The organism is Methanothrix sp. (genome assembly GCF_016706325.1).
Taxonomy (GTDB): Archaea; Halobacteriota; Methanosarcinia; order Methanotrichales; family Methanotrichaceae; genus Methanothrix.
This window is the reverse complement of record NZ_JADJJX010000001.1, coordinates 1,723,450-1,740,582: the sequence shown is the minus strand read 5'-3', so window position 1 is coordinate 1,740,582 and position 17,133 is coordinate 1,723,450. Positions and strand designations below refer to the sequence as shown.

General features: G+C 54.8%; 13 protein-coding genes. 2 read left to right on the top strand and 11 right to left on the bottom strand.

Annotated elements, in window-relative coordinates:
• Window positions 1-128: 128 nt before the first annotated feature.
• The 10 genes from IPI63_RS08925 to IPI63_RS08880 all read right to left on the bottom strand — a co-directional run bounded on the left by IPI63_RS08925 (window position 129) and on the right by IPI63_RS08880 (window position 12,470).
• Complete coding sequence (locus tag IPI63_RS08925) at window positions 129-335, bottom strand: type II toxin-antitoxin system RelE/ParE family toxin (RefSeq protein ID WP_292478012.1); 207 nt, start codon at window positions 333-335, stop codon at window positions 129-131.
• The gene (locus IPI63_RS08920; protein WP_292478011.1) at window positions 332-3,511 is read right to left on the bottom strand and encodes an SMC family ATPase; all 3,180 of its coding nucleotides are present in this window, start codon (window positions 3,509-3,511) and stop codon (window positions 332-334) included. Before IPI63_RS08920 ends, IPI63_RS08925 begins: the two co-directional genes overlap by 4 nt.
• On the bottom strand, window positions 3,501-4,643 hold the full coding sequence (locus tag IPI63_RS08915) for a DNA repair exonuclease (RefSeq protein WP_214064387.1): 1,143 nt from the start codon (window positions 4,641-4,643) through the stop codon (window positions 3,501-3,503). Before IPI63_RS08915 ends, IPI63_RS08920 begins: the two co-directional genes overlap by 11 nt.
• Before the next feature lie 43 nt (window positions 4,644-4,686).
• The gene (locus IPI63_RS08910) at window positions 4,687-6,315 is read right to left on the bottom strand and encodes an ATP-binding protein (protein WP_292478219.1); all 1,629 of its coding nucleotides are present in this window, start codon (window positions 6,313-6,315) and stop codon (window positions 4,687-4,689) included.
• A gap of 51 nt (window positions 6,316-6,366) precedes the next feature.
• Entirely contained in the window at window positions 6,367-7,383 is a 1,017-nt protein-coding gene (locus tag IPI63_RS08905; protein WP_214080053.1) for a DNA double-strand break repair nuclease NurA, read from the bottom strand.
• Window positions 7,384-7,599: 216 nt separating this feature from the next.
• Complete coding sequence (locus tag IPI63_RS08900) at window positions 7,600-8,715, bottom strand: AI-2E family transporter (RefSeq protein WP_214064908.1); 1,116 nt, start codon at window positions 8,713-8,715, stop codon at window positions 7,600-7,602.
• A gap of 114 nt (window positions 8,716-8,829) precedes the next feature.
• Window positions 8,830-9,639 carry a geranylgeranylglycerol-phosphate geranylgeranyltransferase gene (locus IPI63_RS08895; protein WP_214064909.1) on the bottom strand — a complete coding sequence of 270 codons (810 nt, stop codon included), beginning with the start codon at window positions 9,637-9,639 and terminating at the stop codon, window positions 8,830-8,832.
• A 21-nt stretch (window positions 9,640-9,660) separates the two neighbouring features.
• Window positions 9,661-10,317 (bottom strand): MarR family transcriptional regulator, encoded by a 657-nt coding sequence (locus tag IPI63_RS08890; RefSeq protein WP_292478010.1) that lies wholly within the window; start codon window positions 10,315-10,317, stop codon window positions 9,661-9,663.
• 252 nt (window positions 10,318-10,569) lie between these two features.
• Window positions 10,570-11,241 carry a D-aminoacyl-tRNA deacylase gene (locus IPI63_RS08885; RefSeq protein ID WP_292478008.1) on the bottom strand — a complete coding sequence of 224 codons (672 nt, stop codon included), beginning with the start codon at window positions 11,239-11,241 and terminating at the stop codon, window positions 10,570-10,572.
• Between the two features lie 167 nt (window positions 11,242-11,408).
• Window positions 11,409-12,470 carry an Lrp/AsnC family transcriptional regulator gene (locus tag IPI63_RS08880; RefSeq protein WP_292478007.1) on the bottom strand — a complete coding sequence of 354 codons (1,062 nt, stop codon included), beginning with the start codon at window positions 12,468-12,470 and terminating at the stop codon, window positions 11,409-11,411.
• Window positions 12,471-12,898: 428 nt separating this feature from the next.
• On the opposite strand from IPI63_RS08880, the gene thsA reads away from it, so the two are divergent.
• On the top strand, window positions 12,899-14,572 hold the full coding sequence (gene thsA, locus IPI63_RS08875) for a thermosome subunit alpha (RefSeq protein WP_292478006.1): 1,674 nt from the start codon (window positions 12,899-12,901) through the stop codon (window positions 14,570-14,572).
• A 127-nt stretch (window positions 14,573-14,699) separates the two neighbouring features.
• Here thsA and IPI63_RS08870 read toward each other — a convergent pair whose 3' ends face one another.
• The gene (locus IPI63_RS08870; protein ID WP_292478005.1) at window positions 14,700-15,935 is read right to left on the bottom strand and encodes a proteasome-activating nucleotidase; all 1,236 of its coding nucleotides are present in this window, start codon (window positions 15,933-15,935) and stop codon (window positions 14,700-14,702) included.
• Window positions 15,936-16,026: 91 nt separating this feature from the next.
• Between IPI63_RS08870 and IPI63_RS08865 the strand changes: the two genes are divergently transcribed.
• Window positions 16,027-17,130 (top strand): methionine adenosyltransferase, encoded by a 1,104-nt coding sequence (locus IPI63_RS08865; RefSeq protein ID WP_292478004.1) that lies wholly within the window; start codon window positions 16,027-16,029, stop codon window positions 17,128-17,130.
• Window positions 17,131-17,133 lie beyond the last annotated feature (3 nt).

Here is a 17,133-nt window from a genome sequence, read left to right as displayed (position 1 = left end):
GGCTTCTATGTTGAAATGGATAAGATCGCCCTCAGACAGCCTCTAAAGGCCCGAAAGATGAAGGGCTGAGGGTCTAGAGCTATCTTAATTATTTTTGAAGTTTAATGCCCGCTTTTCTGCAAAACTCCTCAAAAGGCATAGGCTCCTTCATCGGCGTTCAACTCATCAATCTCTTTGTCGGTCAAGGAGTCTATTAAGGCATCAAGCGACGTCTTGGGATCATTTTTTAGCTCAAATATATCCATTACTATTTCTGATGCTGCATCCGGATTTTTCTTTCTTAGCTTCTTAAGGAACCGCTGTGCTCTCGGCTGGATGATGAGTTGATAGATCAAATCGCCTCCACCCTGCTGTTCCCCAGCTCGTCCTCCACCACCTGCAGCGTATTATCGAACTGCCCCTGCACGTCGCTTATGTGGCTGATGGCGATGACCTGGGGAAAACGCTCTTCTAAGCTCCTCAGCATCTGGATCATCTTCTCCCGGTGCTCGATATCCTGGCTGCCGAAGACCTCATCCAGGATCAGGAAGGAGTAGCTCTCACCATCCGGTCCGAAGCGCATCAGGTACTCGCTTATGGCCACCCGCACCGATACAGCGATCATATCGATCTCTCCCCCGGAGTAGCGGGAGATGGGATAGTAGTTGCCGCCGTCCTCCACCTGAATGTTGAAGTCCTCATCGATCTTAAGCAGACTGTATTTTCCCGAAACCTCCTCCAGGATTTCGCTGGCCGCCTTGGCGATGTCGTTTTTCACCCGGATCAGAACCTGATCCATGAAATCATTGATCAGGTTGCGGGTGACCTCCACCACCTCCAGCATCCTGGTGCTCTCGTCCAGCCTCTTTTGGTGCTCCTCCTTTCTCTTCTCCTCCCCTTTCAGCCTCTCTTTTTCTGCCTTCAGGACCCCCAGACGAATCCTCCTGTCAGATAGATCCCTCTGTGCGGCCGCCAGATCCCTCTCCGCCCCGGCCAGGGCGAGCTTTGCCTGCTCATGGGCCGCCTGGCTGTAGGCCAAAGCCTCCGCCTCTGCCCTTATCCGGGCGATATCCAGCTGCCGCGCCCTTTGAGCCTCCCTCGCCTCCGCCAGTCTGCCGGTCACCTCTGGCTCCAAAGCCAGATGGATCCTTATTCTGCTCGCCTCCTCCCCAGCCGGGGCGAGAAGCTTTCTGTTCTCCTGCAAGGAGCGATACTCCTCTGGATCAAAGCCGACCTCCTTTCCCGATCTTTTCAGCTCCTCCAGCTGCTGGGAGGCTCTCTCTATCTCCCCCCTCTGAAATTCAGTCTTCTCCTGCAGAGCAGGGATCTCCTTTGTCCTCTCCAGGAGGGTGATATACTGCTCGTGCAGAGGCTTGATGCTCTCCCACCTTCTCTTAGCCTCGGTATATTGAGGCTCCGAGTAGCCCAGCTCCCTGAGCTTCTCCGCCAGACGCTGCCCCCTCTCCACCAGGGCACCTATCTCCTCTTCCAGAGCCTCCCTTTCCATGATCCTGCGGGGCAGCTCCTCCTTTCGCACCGCCAGGCTCTGCCACTCAGAAACCAGCGGGGCGAGATCGGCCAGATCGGCCTCAACTGCTGTGAGCCTGGCCGGATCAAAGGCCACATCGGCAAGAGGTAGGAGCCTGCTGTCGACCTCCTCCAGCCCTCCATCTGCCTCCCGGATCCGCAGATCGAGATTTTTCAGATCGGCCTGCAGAGCAGAAAGCCGGCTCCTTTTGGCATTCAGATCATCAAAGGCCCGGGCCAGCCGGCTGCGAGAGCCTGCCACCCCCTCAATCCTCTCAGTGAGTGAGCCTGCCAGACCCATCAGCCTCTCCCTCTCCCCTCGCGCCCGGGCCAGAGCGGACTGATACTTCTCCAAGAGCATCTCCCTCTGCCCCTCCAAAGGCCTCTCGCAGGTGGGACAGAGCCCCCCTTCTCCCAAAGATCTGACCTTTTTTATGGCCCTCTCGTTCTCCTGATATGCCGTCTCCTGAACCTTCAGACTGCCCCTGAGATCGGCCAGGGCATTGTTCAGTTCGGATCCGAGAGAATCAAGATCCCTGTCCTGGCGGCGCAGTTCAGCCTCTCTCTCTTCCAGGTCACCCAGCCCCTCAATGCTCTCTTGAACCTCTGCTCTCCCGGACTGCAAGATGGCAATCCTCTCCGCCAGGGCCCTCCTCTGGCTTTGCAGGAGCTCTTTTTCCTTCTGCCCTTCCCTCTCCAGTGCCAGCTCTGCCTGCACTGACCTCAGCCTCCTCTCCTCTTCTGCCGCTGGCTGAAGCTCTTCGTACCTGGCTGCCACCCCCTGCAGCTCCTCTATTGCCCTCTCTGCCCGGAGCAGGTTTGACCTCGCCCCCTCCAGCCGAATGATATCCTCCTTTTGGGAGAGGCTGATCTTTGCATGCCTCTCCCGCAACCCTTCCAGCCGGGCCAGGAGAATTTGAAGCTCCTCATACTCCTTCTCATGGGGAAAAAGCTCTTCCAGCCGGGCTCTATCCTCTAAAAGCTGCATGAGCCTCTTCTCATCCCTCTCCAGCCCCGATCTCTCCCCCTCCAGCCTGGCCTTTGCCACTGCCGTCTTCCGGGAGATCTCCTCGTAGCGGGTCCTCCTGGGCTCGAGCATCTCCAGCCTCGCCTGAATCCCGGCCAGCCTCTCCAGAGCGGGGCCGATCTCATTCCAAAGCCTCTTTGATCCCTCGATCTCCTGCAGGCGCCCTTCATCGCTGGCGATGAGAGCTGCCAGGCGCCTCAGCTCCTCCTCCAGCCGGGAGGCCCTCTCCGCCAGAATGCCAGAGTAGTTCATCTTCTCGTTCAGAAGATCAAGCTCTTCAAGCCTCTTCTGCCTCTCTTCCCGCAAAAAGGCCTCGTGCTCTTCCGCCCCGTCAAGCCCCCTTCTGACCAGGTCTATCTCCAGTGATGCCTCCTCCAGCCGGGCCTGGACATCCCCGATCTCCGCCAGGGCTCCAGCCAGCCTGCTCCTCTGCTCTTCAAGCCTCGATCGATCAGTTTTTATCTCCTCCAGGGCGCCCTCCTTTATGTCCTCCAGGCCCAGGAGCTTGAGCAGATACTCCCTCTTGCCCATCCCCCCCTCCTTGAGCAGGTTGTCCAGATCCTTCTGCCGGGCATAGAAGGTCTTCATGAAATCCTGATAGCTGATCTTCAGTATATCCTCCAGCCTCTGGTCGACCTCCTTTGTGCCGGCTGCAATCCTCTGCCCGTCCAGGAGGAGAGAGGCCTCCGGTATCATGTTCTTCCCTTTCATGGAGCGGTAGATCTCCAGCTCCCTCTTTCCCAGGGATAAGGAGAGCTTGACCTCCACCGGGTCCCCCTCTCCAGCGAGGGAGTTTCTGATGAAATCCTTCTTTATGCTCGATGCCCGGCTTCCATAAAGGGACCAGGCAATGGCCTCGACGATGGTGCTCTTTCCAGAGCCATTGCCCCCCACAATGCCAGTGAGCCCATCCTGAAACTCCACCTCTGCCCGGCGGAACTTCTTGAAGTTGCGCATGAAAAGCTTGTTAAGATGCATCTATGCTCTCTTTCTGCCTGGCCAGTACTGCCTTTTTCATAACCTCTATCCCGTAACCCATGACCTCTTCCCTGATCGACTCCGGTATCTGATTCGCTAAACGCCTCTCCTCCATGAAACCGCCGAACTCCACATGGAGCATCCTCCTGTCCACCGGCCGCTCTATTCGATCCTCTTCATCAGAAAAATCCGCCCGGATCTTGAAGTATATTGCCGATGCCCCCAGGCGGTTGAGCTTTCCCTGGTCTATGCTCCTGTAGGCTGACCGGTTGACGTTCTTCAGATTTATCCGAACCATCCGATCAAGAATATCGTCCTCATGGGATAGCTCCATGATGCACTCTGCTATCTCATCTGATCTCATGCCAGTGCAGTCCACCGGGGGGTGATCTATCATATATTTGGGCTTTACCTGGATGCTTGATACCTCTCCCCGCTCCAGGTCGACGAGGAGCATGCCCTTCACATCCTCTGCCTCTCCGAAGTTGAAGTACTCCACCGAGCCGCTGTAATAGGCATTGGCCGAGACCTGGGCCTGGCAGTGAAAGTGGCCCAGAGCGATATAGTCGAAGTCGCTCTTCAGAAGGCTGTCATTCAGCTCGTGCTCCCCCACGCTCTTCATCTTCTGGTTCTTGAGAGACTCCACCATGCCATGCATCACCAGTACATCCCTGCCCGAGCGCCTGATCTTCTCGAACTCAACCAGATAGTCCTGCGGCTCAAGGCAGAAGGGGATACAATGAAAAGAGCAATCATCCACCTCGAAGCACTCATATCTGTAGCGCTGGGCGATATGCACATCCTTGATGCCCTCGAAGAGGCGGAAGGGGCTGGTCTGGTTGAAGCTCTTGGGGGCGTCATGGTTGCCGCTGATTATTATCACTGGGATCCCTGCCTGGACCAGCCGCTGCAGACCCCTCTGAAAGATGAACAGAGGCTTTATCTTGGGCCGGACATGATGGAAGACATCACCGGCATGGACCACAGCATCGGGATGAGCCTCGATGATCTTATCGATGGCCTTTTCAAATCCGGAGTAGACCATCTCCTCGACCCTGTTCCGGCCGTGCTCGTCCAGACGGCTGTAGCTGGAAAAGCCCAGGTGAGAGTCCGCCAGATGGATTATCTTCATGAGTATCCTTCTCCCTATATCATTCCCTCTTGTCTGTGCCCCCTCATTCCAGGAAGGGCTTGAAGCCTCCCTTTTTTATCAGGCCTTCCTCCCTCTCCTCCTGATTCAGGCGGTGCAGGTAATCCTCAAAGCGGTGGATCCTGGCGGGAACGGGGAAGGGGATGCTCAGTGTGGAGACCACTGCCTCGCCCTTCTCCAGGGTCTGGATCTCTATGTCCATGGAGGATAGATCCTGCTTGGCCGACTCCTCCAGTTGCTTGCGGTCGTTCCTGTCTCCCAGCCCCATCACCACCAGGGTGTTGAACTGGGAGAGAAGCTGCCTGTCTATCAGCTTGGGCTGCTGGGTGATGGCACACAGACCCACACCGAACTTCCTCCCCTCCCGGGCAATGCTCTCGAAGCGAGAGGTATTGCTCCCTGCCCCCAGAACCCTCTGTGCCTCCTCGATGGTGATCAGGCAGTTCTTTCTCTCCTCTGCCGGATCCTTCTTATACTCCTCTAGGATGTGCCGGGAGAGGACGGAGAGCAAAAAAAGCTCTGAGCGATCGTTCAATCTTGGTATATCCACCAGGACCACATCACCTTTCTGCAGCCGGGCAAGGATATTGGCCAGACTCGACCTGCTCTTGATATATTTATTTCTCTCCAGCTCATTTTTGATCCGCCGCACCAGGACCATGATGGTGGTATCCTTGAATCCATCCTGCACCATCCTAGCCAGGCCCTCTGGACTCTGGATCTCCTGCAGCCAGTTGTTTGAGTCCAGTAGTCTGGAAATGGCATCCAGGGCATCCCTCTGAGGCGGCGACCACTCATAGAGCAGAGCAATATCCTCGGGCCGGACATCGCTCTCAGATATGGCCAGCTCCTCGACCCCTGGATCAGATGAGTTCTCCTTGTTGGTAGAAAAGCAGGCGAGGCCCTCTCTATATCTATTCAAGTGAAGAAGGCCCTTGACCGATCCGGATGGGTGCCTCTTTCCCTTCAAATACTCTCCATGAGGATCGACTATCAACAGGCCGAACTTGGACTCGCCCCGAGCAGCCAGGCGCATGCAGGAGGCGGCAAATACCTTCATAAAATTGGATTTGCCCATGCCGGTGGTGGCGAAGACCCCCATATGGTGGTCCATGGCCAGGCTATGCAAAGAGACGGGGATCTCCTCGACAAGCCGTGAGCCGTTTCTCAGGTATCCCACCTCTATATCTCCCATTCTTATCTTGAGAAAGCCAAACTCCTCCTTCTCCGCCCGTTCCACAGGCGAGAACTTCGTGGGCAGTGTTCTGGCCTTTCTGAAGGCTCCATCCGGGAATGCGCAGCCCAAGGGCTCAGCGATCACCCGGTTGAATATCTGATCGTGGTCATAAAACTGGGTGCCCCTCATGGTGGTATCCCAGTGGCCGTCATAGTTGGAGCTGTGCTCGATGTTCAGGACCCTTGCCAGGAAGGTGAGGTCCTGATCCTTGATGGAGAATATCTGCCCCACCTCCACCCGGTCCTGGCGGGAGTTGTAGGGGACGGTGAAATGATACTCTCTGACGCTCTTGGAGAGAATGCGGTAGGTGGTTCTCTCATCTTCTATCACCAGCCGCCCCTCATCCCCTGTGACAATTCGATCTTCATCTCCCCCTTCTGCCCCTTTCAGGATGGAATCGATATCCGGCTTCGGCATCACTATAGATTCTCCTTCTCTTGACTCATCATTCCCGCTCATTCTGCCCCGCTAGATCCCCTGCCGCATCTCCAGGATGTCATGATAATCCTGCATGAGCACTGCTATCTGGCGGGGGCTCAGACCATCCCGGTAGAGCTTATCCTTCAGCCTCATCCTCACAGAGGCTCCCTCATTATCTGTGATCTTGATATCCCGGTGGGCGCGGAAGAGGGCATGGGGATAGCCTGGGCACTCCGCAGAGGTCGAGCAGGATGATATCCCGGCCAGCGCCTCCTCAACCTGTCCGGCAAGATAACCCGGGACATCCACCCGGAAGGCATGATCGCTCCTCCCGGTGAAGCGGACGATGAAGCTCTCCCCTCCCCATTTGCCCGGGCCCCGGTTCACCCTCTTGTCCTTCAGGTTCAGGTACCAAGGAGAGTTGGGCAGGAGCATGCTCCCTGCCTGGTTTGTATGGTACATAAATGGAAGGGATATCCCCTCCCCCCAATAAAGGGAGCTGGACTTGGCCACAGCCAGGAGGGCGACCCCCCTCTCCTCTGCCCGGCGGAAGACACTGGAGAGGGCGGCTCGCAGGGGCTCGAAGACATCGAAGCTGCCATCATAGAGGATGATGTCGCCGGGCTTCGCCACACTGATGGCATCATTCAGAGAGGCATACTCCTGCAGCTCCCGGAAGTAGGTGGAGAGCCTCTCCAGATCCTCCTCCTTGAGATCGATCTGATCTTGGCCCAGCCGCTTCAGAGGGGGGGCGAACTGATCGGCATAGATTGCAGGATCGGCAAAGAAGATATCATCGAAGGTTATCACCGTCCTTTTCCACTTCTGTCCCTGATAGACCACATAGCCTGAACGGATCAGATTGATGGCGGCCACAGACCAGCCGCAGACAGAGACGTTAGAGCCGTCTGCTGCCAGGATATCTCCCTCAAACTCGATGGGCTCAAAGGGGATGAAATCGCTGCTTTTCACCCCCGTCTCCTGGCAGTACCGATCGATCCCGTCCAGGAGGATGTGATCCCTTATCAGCTCTGCCACCAGGGAGAGGCGCAGGTCGCTCAACATTCAGATCAAGTTAAAAACGGCAAGGTATATACGGATTGCTGTCTTGAGGCAGCAATGATCAAAAATTGACAGATGATGAGAGGAGTCTGGCAGGAGAGGTAGGGGTGATAAGGAGGGAGGCAAAAGTCGTGATGTAGGAGGGAAAAATAGAATTTGACTTTTGCCAATCTTACTATACTGCAATTAACGAAATAAATAGTTTTCGGTATTCGTTCATCAACGAGAGACAGAAGTATTGATGGCTGGCTGAATTCCTCCGCTCTCCCCCTGCATCTCCTCCTGCATCCTCCTCTGCATCTCTCTTTGCATCTCCTCCTTCAGCCCGCCCAGCTCTTTTTTTAGCAGTTGAAAGATGGCTGAGATCACTCCCAGCATGGCGGGAGCGAGAAAGAATCCGAAGATTCCGGCCACAAGCCCCCCGCCAAGGAATGCAAGCAGGACCAGCATGGGATGGATCGAGGACCTGGCATAGACGATATAGGGCCGTATGATCAGCTCCGCTGCCAGCACCAGAATCGAGGCTGCAATGAAGAATACTATCGCCTCCATCGGTCCCACATCGATATATCTGGATATGGCAGTCAAGAGGAAGATGAGCCAGGTTAGAAATGGTACCACACCTGCCAGAAGGATTATGCTGGCCATGGCCAGGGGCCTGGGGATCTCAAAGAGGTAGAAGATGGGAATAGAGGCTATGCCATAGACCATAGCAGTGAATATGCTGCCCGTGTAGATGCCGCTCAATATGCCGTCAATCCTGATCAGGCATCGCAGCTCAAAATCCCCGTTCTTCTGCTTCAAGAAGGAGACTGCTGCCTCATGCAGCCTGTCGCCATCCGCCAGCAGATAGTAGCTCACACAAAAAGCGATCAAGAGGTTCAGAAGACCCATGGTCAGACTGGTCCCCAGATTGGAGACCGGCAGGCTGGTGAGCAGAGAGAGGCCAACCCCTATCAGGTTATTCATTCCTCTGGCGGTCTCATCGAAGATGAATTGCGGTATATAAATGCGGGATATGAACTCCTGGCCGGTGGCTGCGATAGCTCCCCGATGGCTCTGCAGCCAGTTAAGCTGGCTTGCAGCCTCGATAACCCCGGCTGCAAATATGATGCATAGCGGGCCGATAATGCAGATGATGGCCACAAGTGAGCCTATCCATCTTCTCTTTCCAAATAGATCCCTCACCGGCCGACCAAGATAGGCGAAGACAAACCCAAGGATGATGCCATCCTGGAGCGGCCAGATGAAGTAAGAGTAAAGTATGATAAGAAGTATTGTTGCGGCGATGAGCCAACTCCTATGGCTGTACAGACATGATAGATCCCTCTCCATGTATGATCCAAGCTAGTGCTATCACAATATTAACTTTGGGATGATTTGAGATGATTCCTGGAATGGATTCAGGGATGATCCTGAGACGATTCTCACAATCATATTGGCTCAGCTTCAGGGGAGAAGAGCTGCAGCCAGGAATGCCAATAAAGCCACAGCCATTCCCTTTTTCATCTCTTTTTGGGAGCCTGATGCATCCCCCCGGATGACCTTGAATACAGCAAAAAGGATAAGCAGATCAGCCACCGCCACCATCAGCAGATATGCTCTGCCAAAGCGAGGGAGGAGGCTTAAGAGAACTCCTGCCAATCCGAAGAGCCCGGCCAATGCTGCCGCCGCCCTCTCGCCCGCCAGAATGGGCAGTGTCCGGGCCCCGCCCAGCCGATCTCCCTCCATATCCTCGATATCCTTGGCGATCTCCCGGCTCATGCTGACCAGAAGAGAGAGGCCGAAAGGAATCTGATTGGCCAGAAGGCCCATAAGCCCGGCGGCTGCCCCGCCAAAGAGGAAGGTGGAAGCTGTCAGATAGGAGACGGACAGATTTCCCAGCAGAGGGGCAGCCTTCAGATCTCTGGCATAAAAGAGTAAGAGAAGGGAGTTGAAGACGGCAATGACCAAAGAGATCTGGCCTGCCAGGCTGGCCAGGATGCAGCCGGCGGCGAAGAGAGCAATAGAGTAACAGAAAGCAGTCTTTGGCCTTATGCGCTTGCTGGGGATGGGCCGGTCCGGTCTGTTGATGGCATCGATCTGCCGATCATAGTAATCGTTGATTGCATTTCCAGCGCCGGTGATCAGGAAGACAGCTCCGGTGATGATCAAGGCAGTGCCGGCATCCCATATCCCGGCGATGAGAAGGCCGATGATGGCAGCGGCTGATGCCATCAAGCAGTTGAACGGGCGGAGGATCTCCCAGAAGGCCTGCAACTCTAACCCTCTTCAGCTGCCTCAAAATGAGGTAGCACGTGTAAGATAGAGCAGATAGATCTCAGTTAAGTAGCTATCGATATGGCCGGAGCGGTCGGCTGATCTCCAGCCGCCGAAATGGATGCCTGTCCCGCCTTTAGTGTCAGCATCCTCCCCAATCTGATCGGCCAGATCATCCTCGCTATGGCAGTCGAAATAACTGCAAATCTTTCTATCCAAAGGCCCCTGGATTTGTCTGGAATTGCCACCCCCGGTCCAGCATGCTTCCTCTCTCTTCTCCTCGTCTCCAGCCACCTTCTCACTTGAGCCGGCTGGTGCTAATGAAGGCGAGGGAGCAGAGGGGGCTGGAGCAGATGCAGCAGTTGAGCAGGCGGGCGAGGGAGCAGATGCGGCAGAAGGGGAGGCAGAGAAAGCAGGTGAGGGAGAAGATGGAACATGTGATGGATCAGAGGAGAGCTTCAGAAGAAAGGTGCTGCTGGCAGGTACCTTCTCCCTGTAGATCAACCCCGAGCCCCGCAGCCTAGTTACCACCTTTGAGCATTTGCTGCTGTCGATACCCAGGATCCGTCTCAGATCGGATTGATAAATTCCCCCTGGCTGCGAGGCTATAATGCCCAGCGCCCTCTCCTGCAGAGCAGCAATGCTGCTCTTAGCGGCAAATCCCGACCTCTCCCCCATCTTTATACTCCCTTTAGGTCAGTACTAAAACTTAATTATTTTTGATATACTGTAATGAACTCTTTTGATATAAAACCTTTTTCCTTACCCCATTGTTTTGTATAAAGAGAAATGAAATAACACCTGAATTGGGCAGTTATCTGGCAAATACTGAGAATTAAGGCAGAAATACGATTTATATTCAAATATTTTTCGATATATTCGAGCGCTGGCAGAGAGTGGGGATGGTGGTGGCAGGAGAATCCAATAAAATTATATCTGTCTGTTGAGGGGGAACCGGCTCCGTATCTCCTCTGCCTTCAGCATGGGCAAACCCGTCTCCGCCACCATCCCCTCAAGCCTCCTTCTCTCTGCCGATCGCAACGACTTGCGGTCGATATAGGCATAAGCAGCATTGGAGAGGACTCTGGCAAGATCGACCACCTCCAGATCCAGATCCGGCACCTGATAGCTGGAGAACATATGGCCGAAGGCTATCCGGGAGTTGAAGATCAGCTCTGTCTGCCTCTGCACATAATGCCCTCCTCCGAAGCCCAAAAAAACGGGCAGCTCCTCTGGCTCAAGTGCCAGGATCGCTCTGGCCACTGCCTCTCCCGCCCTCTCGTCTCTCCACTGTTCCATTGTGCTGCCGATCTCAGCGAAGAAGGAGGGGGTCCTTATATCCACCGGACCGTGATGGCTGGCCTCAGCAGATACGATAAACTCCGGCATTGAACGGGAGGCGATGGCAGAGATATTATGGAGGAATGATCTCAGGCCAGCAGGGGCAGCAGCCGAAAGATGGCTCTCTCCCCCTCCCGCATCCAGGATGCCTGTGAAATGCCCTCCAAACCAGGGCAAAGCTGCCTTGGCCTCATGCCGGCAGGGGAGGACGATCATCTCCGGATGGAGATCCAGCTCCGCCAGCAGCGCATCCAGCCCCACGAGGGCAGTCTGCCTGCCATCATGGACCAGAAGGCAGAATGGCCCGCTGACCTGGTATCCCTCATGCTCCTGCCAAGGCTGCAGCTCAAGCAGATGCCCGAGGATATTGAGGCTTGCCGGATCTGCCCGGGAGCAGACTATGGCAATCTGGCCAGATCGCCTAATCTTCAGATCTCCCTGCCAATTTCCAGCATATCAGCTACCATCGGCGCATAGTCTATCTTGGTGGATCTGATCTCACTGAGTGGCATGATGACCAGCATCGGCCTTTCATTGATGAGCCCCTGGGTGGAGAGGTTGCGCAGCTCCAGGTCCATGCGGCTCTTCAGCTCTGGATAGCCGGTGGAAAGGAATGCTCCGAATATCTCGCCAGGCTGCATATAGGTGAAAAGCGGTGCACCAATCCTGCGGAATGCTTGATAAACCCGGTCGAGATCCTCAGGATCGTGACCATGCCTGATGGGCATATGATAAAAGGACATCAGCTCACAGCAGATCTTCTGCCAGTCAATGTAAGCCTCCCGGGTCAACAGGCCGTTTTGGAAGAACTTGGCCCGCTTTCCAGAGATCGTTGGCCGGGAGATGCCCGTTCTTCTGGATAGTTCAAGATCAGAGAGCATAGGATACTTCACAAAAGCATAGAGGGTAAGCTTGTCCTTCTCTGTCAGGCGGGAGTCTTCAGCCAGAGCAGGCCGGGGAGGGACCGTCTCTGGGGGGAGATCCTCCCTTCCCAGATCGAAGAGGCCATTCACCGCCAGGGCGGCATCGGAGGAGTAGCCGGAGACCTGGAAGGGATAGTGGAAGTAATGGATATCCTCGATGTAGCCTTTCCTGTAATGCTCATCGATTATGGGGTCAAAGTTCATCCGAAAGTCAGTCAGGCTCCGGGAATAGAATGTAGAGACTGAATCGGTGTCGGTAGCTGTATGTGATACGCAGTTGGGATGGTCTATCCATCTCCTTTTTGACTCGGACTCCTTCCTCACCTCATAGGGCGCAGTCGGATTGTATTTCACGAATACTGAGGTCAGGATTTCAGCCCCCACAGCATCTCCGGAAGGCACATTCAACAGCTTGATCAGTTTCCAGTCTCTGAACTTCCTCTTGCTCTTGAATATGGTCGACCGATCTACGCCTATATTGGAGGCGAGATCGATATCGCTGAATCCCGGATATCTGGCAAGACCGTAAAGAACCAACCTCTCCTTTGATGTCAGTTTTAGCTGCATTCGCATAACATATACATTTCATAAGTATTTATAGCTTGCTTATTCTTAGAGTATCGAATGAATACGTCCTTCATTTACATGGTATCACGGGATCAATTTTGCCAGAATTTCATTTACAGGCCAGTGACCTGCACTCACAGCCTTCAGCTGCAATAAGGCAGAGCCTTCAGCCGCCAAGACAAAAAATGAGCCAGAGAGATGGCCCATCGCCCTGAATCCTGCCCGGCGGAACCGGGCGGCATTCCCAGATATTTCCTGTTTTTTATGGCTCCACTGCAGTCTTTTCAGCCGAGAACCACAGCCGGCTGCCCCTCCAGAAGCTCAACCGCATGCTCTATACCCCAGTGAATCATTATCCATAACATGTCTTTATATAGAACTTCAAACAAGACATAGCTTCGGAAATAAATCTTCATAGAGGTAATAAATTGGCAGGACAATTCGGCGGAACCCCTATATTCGTTCTCAGGGAAGGAAGTCAGAGGACAGCAGGCAGAGAGGCGCAAAGATCCAATATCATGGCGGCAAAGGCTGTGGCCGGCGCTGTGAGGACCACCCTTGGGCCCAAGGGAATGGACAAGATGATGGTGGACACCTTGGGGGATGTTGTCGTCACCAATGATGGCGTCACCATTCTTAAAGAGATGGACATCGAGCATCCAGCAGCCAAGATGATGGTGGAGATCGCCAAGACCCAGGACACTGAGGTGGGAGATGGCACAACCACAGCCGTCATCCTGGCAGGGGAGCTTCTCAAGCAGTCGGAGGATCTGCTGGATCAGGATATCCATCCCACAGTGATCGCTGCCGGATACAGAGCGGCGGCAGATAAATCCATGGAGATCCTCCAGAGCCTGGCCATCGATGTCACAGCAGATGATGATGAGCTTCTCAAGAACATCGCCATCACTGCCATGACCGGCAAAGGATCTCAGTCCTCCAGGAAGAGCCTGGCCGATATCGCTGTAAGGTCAGTGCAGGCGGTGATGGATGAGGATGGATCGGTGGACATCGACAACATCACTGTGGAGAAGAAGGTGGGCGGCAGCATAGCCGACACCAAGATCGTTCAGGGAGTGGTCATAGATAAAGACCGCCTCCACCCCAGCATGCCCAAGAAGGTCACAGGTGCACGAATTGCATTGCTGAACGCTGCTGTGGAGATCGAGAAGACTGAGATCGATGCCAAGATCCAGATAACCTCCCCCCATCAGTTGCAGGCATTCTTGGACCAGGAGGAGAAGATGCTCAAGGAGATGGTCGACAGGATCTCTGCCACAGGAGCCAATGTCCTCTTCGTCCAGAAGGGGATTGACGATCTGGCCCAGCACTACCTGGCCAAGGCTGGCATATACACTGTGCGCCGGGTCAAGAAGAGCGACATGGAGAAGCTGGCCCGCGCTACAGGAGGAAGGGTTGTAACCAGCATTCATGAGATCAGCAAGGATGACCTGGGAGCAGCCGGCCTGGTGGAGGAGAGAAAGGTCAGCGATGAGAAGATGACCTTTGTTGAGGAGTGCAACAACCCCAAGTCCGTCTCCATCATCCTGCACGGTGGAACTGAGCACGTAGTCGATGAGCTGGACAGAGCAATGGAGGATGCCCTCCGGGTGGTGGGAGTGGCAATTGAGAACAAATCGCTGGTCGCTGGCGGAGGAGCACCGGAGATAGAGCTGGCCTTAAGGCTCAGGGCTTATGCCTCCACTGTGGGTGGCCGCGAGCAGTTGGCGATAGAGTCCTTTGCCGATGCCATGGAGATCATTCCCAAGACCCTGGCCGAGAATGCCGGCCTGGATCAGATCGATACTCTGGTCTCACTGCGCAGCCAGCATGAGAAAGGCATCAAGAGCTCAGGCCTGGACATGGAAGCGGGCAAGCCGGTGGATATGATGGAGGTTGGAGTGCTCGAGCCATTGAAGGTCAAGACCCAGGCCATAAGCTCAGCAGCAGAGGCCGCAGTCATGATACTCAGGATCGACGATGTGATCGCCTCCAGGTCCGGTGGACCGGATGGAATGCCGGGTGGAATGCCCGGAGGCATGCCAGGCGGAATGGGTGGCATGGGAGGAATGGGAGGAATGGGAGGAGCGGACTTCGAATAAGCCCTCCCCCTTTTTCTCCCTTTTGAAGGATAGTGTATAAAGTGGAAGGATAGTCTATAAATTGAGGGGTAGTTTATAAAAATTGTTTTGATAGAATAGGCGGCAGAGACTGCCGCCCTTCATTAACCTATGAGAACATACGAAGGGAGTCCTCAGATCCCTCGATCTCATCTCCCAGAACCTTTCCAATCGCCTTCTCGAAGTCGTCCCTGCTGACAGTGGTCGCATTTCTGCGCAGAGCATTCATTCCCGCCTCCACGGCGATGGATTTCAGATCTGCGCCGCTCGCCTCATCAGTCTCTTTGGCGATCTGAGCCAGGTCGACATCCTCTGCCTTCTTCATCTTCCTGGTATGGATCTCCAGTATCTTGAGGCGGCCCTCCAGGGATGGCATGGGGATCTCGATGATCCGGTCAAAGCGCCCCGGCCTGAGCAGGGCAGGGTCCAGGATGTCAATCCGGTTTGTGGCAGCAATGATCCTGATATCCCCTCTTGTCCGGAAGCCATCCATCTCCGCCAGGAGCTGCATCATTGTCCTGTTTACCTCTGCGCTGCCCGTGGTCCCGTCATGGGTTCTGACGCTCCCCACTGCATCTATCTCATCGATGAATATGATGCTTGGTGCCTTCTCCCGTGCCATCTGGAAGATATCGCGAACCAGTTGCGCCCCTTCCCCGATGAACTTATGCACCAGCTCAGATCCGGACATATGAATGAACGTGGCTTTGGACTCATGGGCCACGGCCTTGGCCAGCATCGTCTTGCCCGTTCCAGGCAGGCCGTAGAGCAGCACGCCTCTGGGTGGCTCAATGCCGATATCCTGGAAGATCTCGGGGTTTGTGAGCGGAAGCTCCACAGTCTCCCTGACCTCCTGGATCTGCTCCTCCAGGCCGCCGACCTGATCATAAGATACATCCGGAAGCTCAACCAACTCCATGACCTTGGCCCGGACATCCACTGAGCGCTCGAGAATGCGGACAATGGTGAGGCTGTTGTTGATTGCCACCCTAGAATTGGGCTGGAGCTGCTCTGCCATCTCCGGCGAGACCGTGGTGATGAACTCCTGATTGTTTCCATGCTGCCTCAGCAGGACATAGTCCGGCCCCATCTCGACAACCGTAGCCAGGAACAGCGGCATCCTCTTTAAGAGAATGTTCTCCTTCTTCAGCCGCTCGACCTCACGCAGATACTTCTTATTGGCGATGAGGGATTCGAAGAGCTTTGCCCTCACCTCCTCCTTCTCCAACCTGGTGGTCTCCAGCTCCTCCGCCAGGATTTTGGTGTCGGATTCCAGTGCTGCGATCCTCTTCAGGAATGTCTCCTGTATGGTGTCTTGACCAGAGAATGCTGTTGATTCACTCATATAATCAGAAAATGAGTCTTCAAGGCTTATAAATTCATCTCTGCCTCGAAAGATATTAATCATAATATAGTTAATTATAATCTGTGGTTATATGATAAGCCTTCATAAATATGCACCACCCCAGTTCGAGGTGGTAGAGAGAAAAGGAATCGGCCATCCGGATACCCTGGCAGATGGGATATCAGAAGCCATTTCTCGCTCCCTGTCGGGGTATTACCTGGAGGAGTTCGGCCAGATTCTGCACCATAATGTGGACAAGGTCTTGATCATCGCCGGCCAGAGCCAACCCCGATTTGGCGGCGGCTCGATATCCAAACCGCCATCGGTGGTTGTAGGGGGGAGAGCTACAAAGACTCATGCAAGGCCGCTGGATGAGATAATTGAGGAGGCGACAGCCACGCTCTTCCGCAATACAGTAAAAAATCTGGAGACATTTTTAGTGGAACCGAGAGTGGAAGAGGGGGCCCCGGAGCTGAGAAGCCTCATCGGCAAAGGGGCCAATGATACCTCCATCGGGGTGGGATATGCCCCCTTGAGCTCCACTGAGAGGCTGGTCTTGGAGCTGGAAGAGGAGGTGAGGGGGATCAGGGGAGTGGGAGAGGACACCAAGATCATGGCAGTGCGGATAGACGACCGCCTGAACCTGGTGGTTGCTGCTGCCATGGTCGACCGGTTCATAGGTTCGCGAGAGGAGTATGAGGATGCCAGGGCACAGGTTTATGAGGTGGTGAAGAGGAGAGCCGGCCAGGGGTCAGAGGTGGGGGTCAACTGCGCAGATAGCGGCGATAACATCTATCTTACTGTCACTGGAACCTCGATTGAGATGGGAGATGATGGTGCCACCGGGCGAGGAAACCGGGGAAACGGGCTGATCACCCCTATGCGCCCCATGACCATGGAGGCCATCGCAGGAAAGAACCCGGTGAGCCATGTGGGGAAGATCTACAATGTCCTCGCCCAGCGCTGCGCCAGGGAGATCGCAGAGCTGGAGGGGGCAAGAGAAGCATATGTCACCCTGGTGAGCAGGATCGGCTCGCCCATAAGCCAGCCGCTGCTGAGGGCAGTTCGTATATCAGGGGATATGCAGCTTACAGCCGCAAGGGAAGCGGAGATCAACCACATCCTGGACTACTGGCTGGAGAGGAGCGGCGACCTGGTGGAGGAGTTTGTAAAAGGGAGGCTGATGCTGTACTGATTT

What these genes read in the sequence shown, in the direction of transcription:
- IPI63_RS08880 (WP_292478007.1), bottom strand. Translation starts at nt 12,470, where the DNA reads ATGCAGCTAAAACTGACATCAAAGGAGAGGTTGGTTCTTTACGGTCTT.
- IPI63_RS08905 (WP_214080053.1), bottom strand. Translation starts at nt 7,383, where the DNA reads ATGTTGAGCGACCTGCGCCTCTCCCTGGTGGCAGAGCTGATAAGGGAT.
- IPI63_RS08870 (WP_292478005.1), bottom strand. Translation starts at nt 15,935, where the DNA reads ATGAGTGAATCAACAGCATTCTCTGGTCAAGACACCATACAGGAGACA.
- IPI63_RS08865 (WP_292478004.1), top strand. Translation starts at nt 16,027, where the DNA reads ATGATAAGCCTTCATAAATATGCACCACCCCAGTTCGAGGTGGTAGAG.
- IPI63_RS08900 (WP_214064908.1), bottom strand. Translation starts at nt 8,715, where the DNA reads ATGGAGAGGGATCTATCATGTCTGTACAGCCATAGGAGTTGGCTCATC.
- IPI63_RS08920 (WP_292478011.1), bottom strand. Translation starts at nt 3,511, where the DNA reads ATGCATCTTAACAAGCTTTTCATGCGCAACTTCAAGAAGTTCCGCCGG.
- IPI63_RS08910 (WP_292478219.1), bottom strand. Translation starts at nt 6,315, where the DNA reads ATGCCGAAGCCGGATATCGATTCCATCCTGAAAGGGGCAGAAGGGGGA.
- IPI63_RS08890 (WP_292478010.1), bottom strand. Translation starts at nt 10,317, where the DNA reads ATGGGGGAGAGGTCGGGATTTGCCGCTAAGAGCAGCATTGCTGCTCTG.
- IPI63_RS08915 (WP_214064387.1), bottom strand. Translation starts at nt 4,643, where the DNA reads ATGAAGATAATCCATCTGGCGGACTCTCACCTGGGCTTTTCCAGCTAC.